This is a genomic window from Flavobacterium sp. (assembly GCF_046155325.1).
Taxonomy (GTDB): domain Bacteria; phylum Bacteroidota; class Bacteroidia; order Flavobacteriales; family Flavobacteriaceae; genus Flavobacterium.
Map to the genome: position 1 here is coordinate 1 of NZ_JBJXDQ010000201.1, position 8,098 is coordinate 8,098.

At 35.5% G+C, this 8,098-nt stretch carries 8 protein-coding genes and 1 tRNA gene; 2 read left to right on the forward strand and 7 right to left on the reverse strand.

What is annotated here, in order from left to right; all coding sequences use genetic code 11:
- Positions 1 to 256 precede the first annotated feature (256 nt).
- Entirely contained in the window at positions 257 to 1,795 is a 1,539-nt protein-coding gene (locus tag ACKVOD_RS13180; protein WP_409209929.1) for a trypsin-like peptidase domain-containing protein, read from the forward strand.
- Between the two features lie 115 nt (positions 1,796 to 1,910).
- Here the strand turns inward: ACKVOD_RS13180 and mazG are convergent, their stop codons facing one another.
- From mazG to ACKVOD_RS13205, 5 genes are all read right to left on the reverse strand, one after another.
- Complete coding sequence (gene mazG, locus ACKVOD_RS13185; RefSeq protein ID WP_409209935.1) at positions 1,911 to 2,693, reverse strand: nucleoside triphosphate pyrophosphohydrolase; 783 nt, start codon at positions 2,691 to 2,693, stop codon at positions 1,911 to 1,913.
- Positions 2,694 to 2,743: 50 nt separating this feature from the next.
- Complete coding sequence (locus ACKVOD_RS13190; RefSeq protein ID WP_409209930.1) at positions 2,744 to 3,187, reverse strand: HNH endonuclease signature motif containing protein; 444 nt, start codon at positions 3,185 to 3,187, stop codon at positions 2,744 to 2,746.
- A 404-nt stretch (positions 3,188 to 3,591) separates the two neighbouring features.
- A tRNA-Gly gene (locus tag ACKVOD_RS13195) sits at positions 3,592 to 3,667 on the reverse strand.
- 66 nt (positions 3,668 to 3,733) lie between these two features.
- On the reverse strand, positions 3,734 to 3,937 hold the full coding sequence (locus tag ACKVOD_RS13200; RefSeq protein ID WP_409209931.1) for a hypothetical protein: 204 nt from the start codon (positions 3,935 to 3,937) through the stop codon (positions 3,734 to 3,736).
- A 37-nt stretch (positions 3,938 to 3,974) separates the two neighbouring features.
- Complete coding sequence (locus ACKVOD_RS13205; RefSeq protein WP_409209936.1) at positions 3,975 to 5,030, reverse strand: glycosyltransferase family 2 protein; 1,056 nt, start codon at positions 5,028 to 5,030, stop codon at positions 3,975 to 3,977.
- A gap of 177 nt (positions 5,031 to 5,207) precedes the next feature.
- Here ACKVOD_RS13205 and rocD point away from each other — a divergent pair, with 177 nt between their 5' ends.
- Positions 5,208 to 6,446, forward strand: coding sequence for an ornithine--oxo-acid transaminase (gene rocD / locus ACKVOD_RS13210; RefSeq protein ID WP_409209932.1), 1,239 nt, complete (start codon positions 5,208 to 5,210; stop codon positions 6,444 to 6,446).
- A gap of 24 nt (positions 6,447 to 6,470) precedes the next feature.
- On the opposite strand, the gene ACKVOD_RS13215 is transcribed toward rocD, so the two are convergent.
- Both ACKVOD_RS13215 and ACKVOD_RS13220 read right to left on the reverse strand, forming a co-directional pair.
- Positions 6,471 to 6,854: a hypothetical protein gene (locus tag ACKVOD_RS13215; RefSeq protein WP_409209933.1), complete on the reverse strand. Its 384-nt coding sequence runs from the start codon at positions 6,852 to 6,854 to the stop codon at positions 6,471 to 6,473.
- 240 nt (positions 6,855 to 7,094) lie between these two features.
- Positions 7,095 to 7,763 (reverse strand): hypothetical protein, encoded by a 669-nt coding sequence (locus tag ACKVOD_RS13220; RefSeq protein WP_409209934.1) that lies wholly within the window; start codon positions 7,761 to 7,763, stop codon positions 7,095 to 7,097.
- Positions 7,764 to 8,098 lie beyond the last annotated feature (335 nt).

An 8,098-nucleotide genomic window follows, 5' to 3' on the forward strand; every position in this document is an offset into this window, starting at 1 on the left:
CCTTTGGAAGCCTTCAAAAACCTAGCTTACAACAATATGCGGATGGCGTGGACACGCTCGCCTTTTTAACTAGCTTGTAAAAAATAGAAAGGCCTATTTTTAGTATGGGATATTTTTGGCAGATCCAAATATTCACGAATAATTTCGTAAATATTTTGTTAAAGCTTATATTTGATTTTGTGACATAATTACTGCTGCATTAATTTTGTACCCGAACTGGTACACATTTTGATATAATAGATTAAAAAATAAAGACATGATGAACTTGAATTTTAAAAACATTTTGGCAATTATCGGAATTAGTTTTGCAACTACTTTCGCAAGTATTTGGGGGTATTCCAAATGGATTAAACCAAGCTCCTCTTTTGATAGCAATAACCAATTGCCTACCAATTATGCTAGTTTTTTTAACGGGAATGCACCCGCATCTACGGTCGATTTTACACCAGCTGCTAGTTCAGCTTCCCCTGCAGTAGTGCATATCAAAACAAAGACAAATGCAAAACGCGTTGATGCAAATCAACAAAGACAAAGAAATCCGTTTTCAGATTTGTTCGGTGATGAAGATATGTTCGGTGATTTTTTTGGTGGCCCAAGAGTAATGCCTGAACAAAGAGCAAGCGGAAGCGGTGTATTAATTACTGCGGATGGCTATATTGTAACCAATAACCACGTGGTGAATGGGGCAGATGAAATCAATGTAACATTGACCAATAAAAAATCATACAAAGCAAAAGTGATTGGCACTGATCCAAGTAGTGATTTAGCGGTAATTAAAATTGAAGCAGCAGCTTTGCCGTATATCGTATATGGCAATAGTGACGAAATTAAATTAGGACAGTGGGTACTTGCCATTGGATATCCTTTAAATTTAGATGTAACGATTACTGCTGGAATTATAAGTGCAAAAAATAGAAACATCAATATCAATGCACGTCAAAGTGATCGCCCTGTTGAAACTTTTTTACAAACAGATGCTGCTGTGAACCAAGGTAACAGCGGTGGCGCTTTAGTAAATACAAGTGGTGAGTTAGTTGGAATTAATTCGGCAATTGCATCCCCTACTGGATCCTATGCAGGTTATTCTTATGCAATCCCAGTGAATATTGTTAAAAAAGTAGTTACTGATATTGTAAAATTTGGAACAGTACAACGCGCTTATTTAGGCATCTCCTACCCTAGAGACGGCTTGCCTGAATCAGAAATTAAAAAAATAGATGATGAGTACCGTATTAAAACCAATGAAATCCAAGGGGTACTCGTAACTGATGTGGTGGAGGGAGGTGCAGCAAAAGCAGCGGGCATGAAAAAAGGAGATATTATCACTAAACTAAATGGTGTTACCATTAAATCATCTCCTGAACTACAAGAACAAATTGCTAGGTATAAACCTTCTGATAAAATAAGCGTACAAATTAAAAGAGATGGCAAGGAGTTGACTTTCAATGCCACGCTTAAAGCAAAGATTGGGGATGATGCCAACTTGGCTACAAGTAGTAAAGCAGCTGAAAAATTAGGAGGCAAGCTTGAAACAATTGACAAAACTACTGCTGAAAAAAATGACTTACCCGGCGGTGTTGTCGTGAAAGAATTAGGCAATGGTATACTTGGGAAAAGCAGGGTTGAAAAAGGATTCGTTATCACACAAGTGAATGATAAAACCGTGAATACAGCGGAAGAATTTTATGAGGCGCTTAAAAAAGTGACCAGTGCAAGTATTAAACTTTCAGGTATTTATCCTGGTTATTTTGGAAACTATGCTTTCGTGTTAAACTTAAATGATCAAAATAAATAATTTCCTATAGAGGTTTGGTTAACAAATGGGGCCCCGATTTATCGGGGACCCATTTTATTTTATAATTAGTTTTAATAAATTATACAACGCTCTAATAAGGACTCGCTGGAATCTTTCATTCCTTTTCTTTCATTTGTTTCCAAATATTATCTTTTTCTACCAAGGTCATTTGCGCTAAATCCAAGCCATTGTCTTTGGCGAACTTTTCCATAAGCTCAAAACGATGCTTAAATTTTTTATTTGTTTTTTCTAATGCAGTTTCTGGATCAATATTTAAAAAACGCGCATAGTTGATCATACTAAATAAAACATCCCCAAATTCTTGTTCCGTTTTCTCTCGGTTATTTGCTTCAATTTCAACTTTCATTTCTGCAATTTCTTCTTCCACTTTTTCCCAAACCTGTTCTTTATTCTCCCACTCGAATCCTACATGTTTCACTTTTTCTTGAATCCTCAAAGCTTTCACCATCGCAGGCAAACTATTGGGCACCCCACTTAGAATTGTTTTATCTCCCTTGCCTTCTTGCAACTTTAATTGCTCCCAATTTCTTTTTACATCGTCGTCATTTTCCACTTTCACATCGCCGTAAATATGTGGGTGACGATGAATTAATTTTTTCGAAATGGCTTCTATGGAATCCTGTAAAGTAAATTTACCTTGCTCTGTCCCTATCTTGGCATAAAACAACACATGTAATAAAATGTCACCCAACTCCTCCTTAATCCCCTCCCAGTCTTCTTCCACAATCGCATCCACTAATTCATATAATTCCTCAATGGTATTACTGCGTAAACTATGTATGGTTTGTTTTTTATCCCATGGGCACTTTTCACGAAGCGTGTCCATAATTTCCACTAATTCCAAAAAGCGTTTGGTTAAATTTTCCTGACTCATAATTTTTATAAATTCCTATGGCCACAAGATAGCAAAAAAAATAACTTCCGATATTACAAACTCTTTCTATTCTTTGATCTATAGGTATCTGTTTGCGAATGACAATTTGGACACAATAATCTTAAATTATTAAATTCGTGGTTAACTCTATTTCCATCTATATGATCTAGCTCTAAATTTATTTGCTTATTATTCCAAGTACTTAAATCACAAATAGCGCATATATTTTTAATTAACCCTTCCTTGAGAAGTCTATTTTTCAACTTATATGTTTGAAAATGTGGGTGAAACCCTTTTAAAATTTCTTGCAATTGAATCTTCAATGGCGCATTCTTATTCCCCCCTTTTAATCCTTGATTAGGCGTATAGCAATTATATAATATTGCTAATCTTTTAAGTGTATTAAAATGAATACTTAAAGTTGCAGCCGCATTTGCCATTGATATACTACTTGAGCAAACCTCAATTATTCTCTCCCTAGATATTTTGGTTTTCATGAATGTAAATTAGACAAAAAAATCCCTTCCAATAAAATTGGAAGGGATTGTGCCCCAGGCGGGAATCGAACCCGCACGGGCGTTGCGGCCCACAGGATTTTCTTACTACTATGGTTTTCACCACCCTACTTCGGTTTGTAGTCTGGACTATGCCTTCACCGTATCTTTCGATTTAGGTGCTCCGTGTCTAGTCTCTACACGTTCCCTTTCGGGCTTCGCTCGGTATTCCCAGTTTAAAGGGTTCGCCGAATTTACGGAGTTCTACATCTTCCATTTCTAGAAGTGCACTCAAATTCTTGTTCTACCAAAGAACAGTGTCTAAGTCCTGCGTGTCTACCAGTTCCACCACCAGGGCGTCTATTTAAAGACTTAAAAAAAAATCCCACTCCGAAGAACGGGATTTTTGGAGCGAAAGACCGGGCTCGAACCGGCCACCCCGACCTTGGCAAGGTCGTGCTCTACCAAATGAGCTACTTTCGCTTTTGTAAGAACTATTTTTAGGAGTGCAAAAATAAGGATTCAGCGCTCTAAAACAAATTTTTTTTACTACTTATACTCAGGCTTGTATTGAGAGCTTGTATTCACTTCAGGTGTCGTTTTCTTAAACCCACTCGTGAATAGTTTGGTACAATTACCTAATACCAATGCTAACAAAGCAAAAACTGATACATAAAAAATAAATCTAGAAGAAGTCACCCAATTAGTGGCGATATCTTTTTGTGCTGCTGTTTCTTGTGAATCTTGTGACATATTGATTAATTAGGGACGCAAAAATAACAACAAGTTCTTAATTATGAACGGGTTTCGTTACAATTTTGTCAAAATGATGCTTATTTTTTATAAAGTACTGCCAAACTACGGATCCCCCATATACGCCATGAAGCGATTTCATTGGTTTTGTATTTTCAGTCCTTTTTATCTTCCCTGACATCAAATATCCGAAGAAGGAGAAATGCGCCTTTGCAATCGCCATAAAAAAGGACGAATCTCCAGTTAATAGCCCTTTATAAGCCGATATAGCATCTAACCCAAGCCTCATTGGCATTTTCCATACCAATTCACTTAAAGGCAAATTTTTAGCCAGCATCATTAAATTATTCCTGAAATTCAAAAACACCTTTCTTCCCCCTTTTGGCAAAGTTCCTCCACCCACATGATAGACCACCGAAGTCGGGCAAGCAAATAATTGATGGCCATTTAACTGCATTCGCCAACAAAGGTCAATTTCCTCCTGATGTGCGAAAAAGTGCACATCAAAACCTTTTAATTCATGGAATAGGGAGGATCTGATCATCATACATGCGCCAGTCGCCCAAAAGATAGGTGCAACGGAATCATATTGCTGCTGATCTGTTTCACATATATCAAAAACGCGCCCTCTTGAAAATGGATATCCTAATATATCAATCCATCCACCAGCTGCGCCTGCATATTCAAAAGTGGTTGGATTATTGTGTGCTAAAATTTTAGGTTGACAAGCCCCGATGTTTGGATTAGATTGTAATAAATCAACCATTGGTTGTATCCAATTGGGAGCCACTTGTACATCTGAATTTAGAAGTACATAATAATCGCTAATCACTTGCTTCAATGCCCAATTATACCCACCAGCGAATCCTTCGTTTTGCTTATTTGAAATTACTTTAACAGTGGGGAACTGCTGTGCTAAAATCTCCAATGAATTGTCCGTTGATCCATTATCAGCAACAATGATTTCAAATGCATCGTACTGGGTAGCCATTACCGACGGTAAAAACTCTTGTAGGTATTTTACACCATTAAAATTTAAAATAACGATTGAAATAGTTGGATTCAAAGGGCATAGTTTTAGCGAATGTACCACCAAATCCTTGGAATTTGCACTAAAAAAACTAAATTACATCTATGAATAAAGGCCTTTTTTTATTTGCTAATTTAGATTTTCTAAATCATCCCTTGGGGTTAGTTTAACACCTCCTTTATTTTCTTTCCTTTGGCGTCTTGGCGTTTTTTATTTTTTTTAACTTGAAATTGTTTAGCTATGAATAATCCTAATACATTAAGCGATGCTGCTGCAAAATATTTGGCTCTTGAAGATCAGTTTGGTGCACATAACTATCACCCGATTCCAGTAGTGATCGAAAAAGGGGAAGGGGTTTATTTATATGATGTCGACGGGAAAAAGTACTTCGATTTCCTAAGCGGATACTCCGCAGTGAATCAAGGTCATTGTCACCCTGCTATTATAAAATCATTACAAGAACAAGCAAGTAAATTAACTTTAACATCGCGTGCATTTCATAATAATTTATTAGGCGAATACGAAAAATACATCACTTCCTATTTTGGCTTTGATAAAATATTACCAATGAATACTGGTGTAGAAGGTGGTGAAACAGCAATTAAATTAGCAAGACGATGGGGCTATAATGTAAAAGGCATTCCCGAAAATCAAGCAAAAATTATTTTTGCAGAAGGTAATTTTTGGGGGCGAACATTAGCTGCAATTTCATCATCCACTGATCCTAGTAGTTATCAAGGTTTTGGGCCTTATATGCAAGGCTTTGGTTTAGTACCTTTCAATGATTTAATCGCACTTGAAAAAGCATTTCAAGATAATACAGTGGCCGCATTTATGGTTGAACCAATACAAGGTGAAGCTGGAGTTGTATTGCCTTCAGAGGGTTATTTGAAAGGAGTAAGAGATTTATGTAGTCATTATAATATTCTATTTATTGCAGATGAAGTTCAAACAGGTTTAGCACGTACTGGAAAAATGCTGGCATGTGATCATGAAAATGTACGACCAGATATTTTAATTTTAGGAAAAGCTTTGAGTGGTGGCACACTTCCAATTTCAGCAGTTTTGGCTGACAATGAAATAATGTTACAAATATTACCAGGTGAACACGGATCTACCTATGGAGGTAATCCTTTGGCATGCGCTGTTGCTATGACTTCATTGGAAGTATTAAAATCAGAAAACTTGGCGGAGAATGCAGAAAATATGGGACAACTATTTCGATCTGAATTAGCCAAACTGCAATCCCCATTAATCCTATCAATAAGAGGAAAAGGATTATTAAACGCCATTGTGATTAATAATAAAGATCCTGAATTTTCTTGGAATATTTGTTTGCAACTTTGCGAAGAAGGCCTATTAGCAAAACCAACACAAGGTGACAAAATAAGATTTGCACCACCGTTGATTATTAATGAAAAGCAAATTTTGGAATCAGTTAATATGATTGATAAAGCCTTGAAGAAATTTTCCGTTTAAGTTGGATTCCCTTTTTGTAGCTATTTAGCTGACTTTTATTTTTGGCAAAAATGTCATTAATAAAATTAAGCCTGATAAAAATATACAACCATACAATGCCCATTGCCTTTGCGGACACTCCCCCATTTGACAGGTAGCTAATATTAAATAATTACGGAATGCCCATGCCAACATTAATGCACCAAAAACCATATTGAATCTTTTTGCCCATATATAAGGCAAAGCAAAAAACAAAGCACTCAAGGCCGAAAAAAAGCATAAAAATTTTCCAGATTGACCAAAGGAACTTCCCACTGGATTCCAACCGGTAATTACCCAATTCCTACTTTCTATGATAATAAATGGTTGGGTGGTTGTGTAAATCAATGCTAAGCAAAGTAGTATTCCGATAGTTTGAGAGTGCTTCATAATATAAAATCTTGAGCAAAGTAACTACTTTTATTTGTGATTAAAATAGTCTTGATAAACTTCTATTGTCTTATTTAATAAGAATAGCCCAGAGGTCAGATATAAATAGATGGTTTTAAACTTCAAATCCCTATAGGTATCATTTTTGCTTATTTTATTTGTAATAAGATCATAAAAATATATTGACAATATTGAAGATGTAAAAACTGTTAAAAAAATTAGTTCAATCATAAAATAAATTTAATCGTTATCTGCTTCTACTAAACACATTGTAAGGTTGTAAACTGTATATGCAATACCTACCCAACTTAAAGATTTTAATCCGACTTTCATCACTAAACTGACTAAATTTTTAACGATAATTTTTCCTTCTACTTTTATTAAACCATAAACACCAGCCCCTAATCCGAAGATTTCTAACAAACAGCCATTTAACTCTTGCCTATCAATTTCAATAGCCAAGATAGAACGCTCACCCATTATTTTGTATTTATTCTCATTTGATTTTGTCTGAGCATTAGATTTAATTTCATTATTAAATACTAGCAGAGCTGCAATTATCAAATCTTTTTCATCACCAAGAATTTCCAAATTTACACTATCATATGTTTGATATGTTTTAAGTAGCCCCTTTGAAATCGATAATAAAGGAATGATAATTTCCTTAGCTTGATTTTCAAGTAGTAATTGACTTATTATACCAGACTTCTTTGAAATTTCAGGATCTATTTTATTCAAATCCTCAATAACTTTAATTAAGACTTGCTTGTAATTAACTAAAATTTGATCCTTATTATAGTTGATGCTTGATTCGCTTTTTATACATGCGCTGAAAAAAGTAAGGCATACTATAAAAAAGCCTCCGCAAAACAAATTGCTTAGATTATGATATTTTTTATTGTAATACATGATTTTTAATTAATATTTATAACCCCAATAAATCAAATATATATGTCAAGGGATTACCGAAAAATGTATTAATTCTTAATATTAAAGGGGCAAAATACCCCCTCAGATTAGCCCCCCTACTTTCGGATTGCCAATGCTTCGCATTGTCAGCAGCTTCGGTATACCCGCTTTACCCAAAGCCTTTCAATTATCCTGGATGGCTAGCTTCACTTCGTTCGCTAGCATCCGCTTCGGTATACCCGCTTTACCCAAAGCCTTTCCAACACAAATCGTTGATTTGTGTTGGCCTTTTTTCATGCCCCCCAACTTTCGAAAGCAAGCTTTCGTCGTTGTGT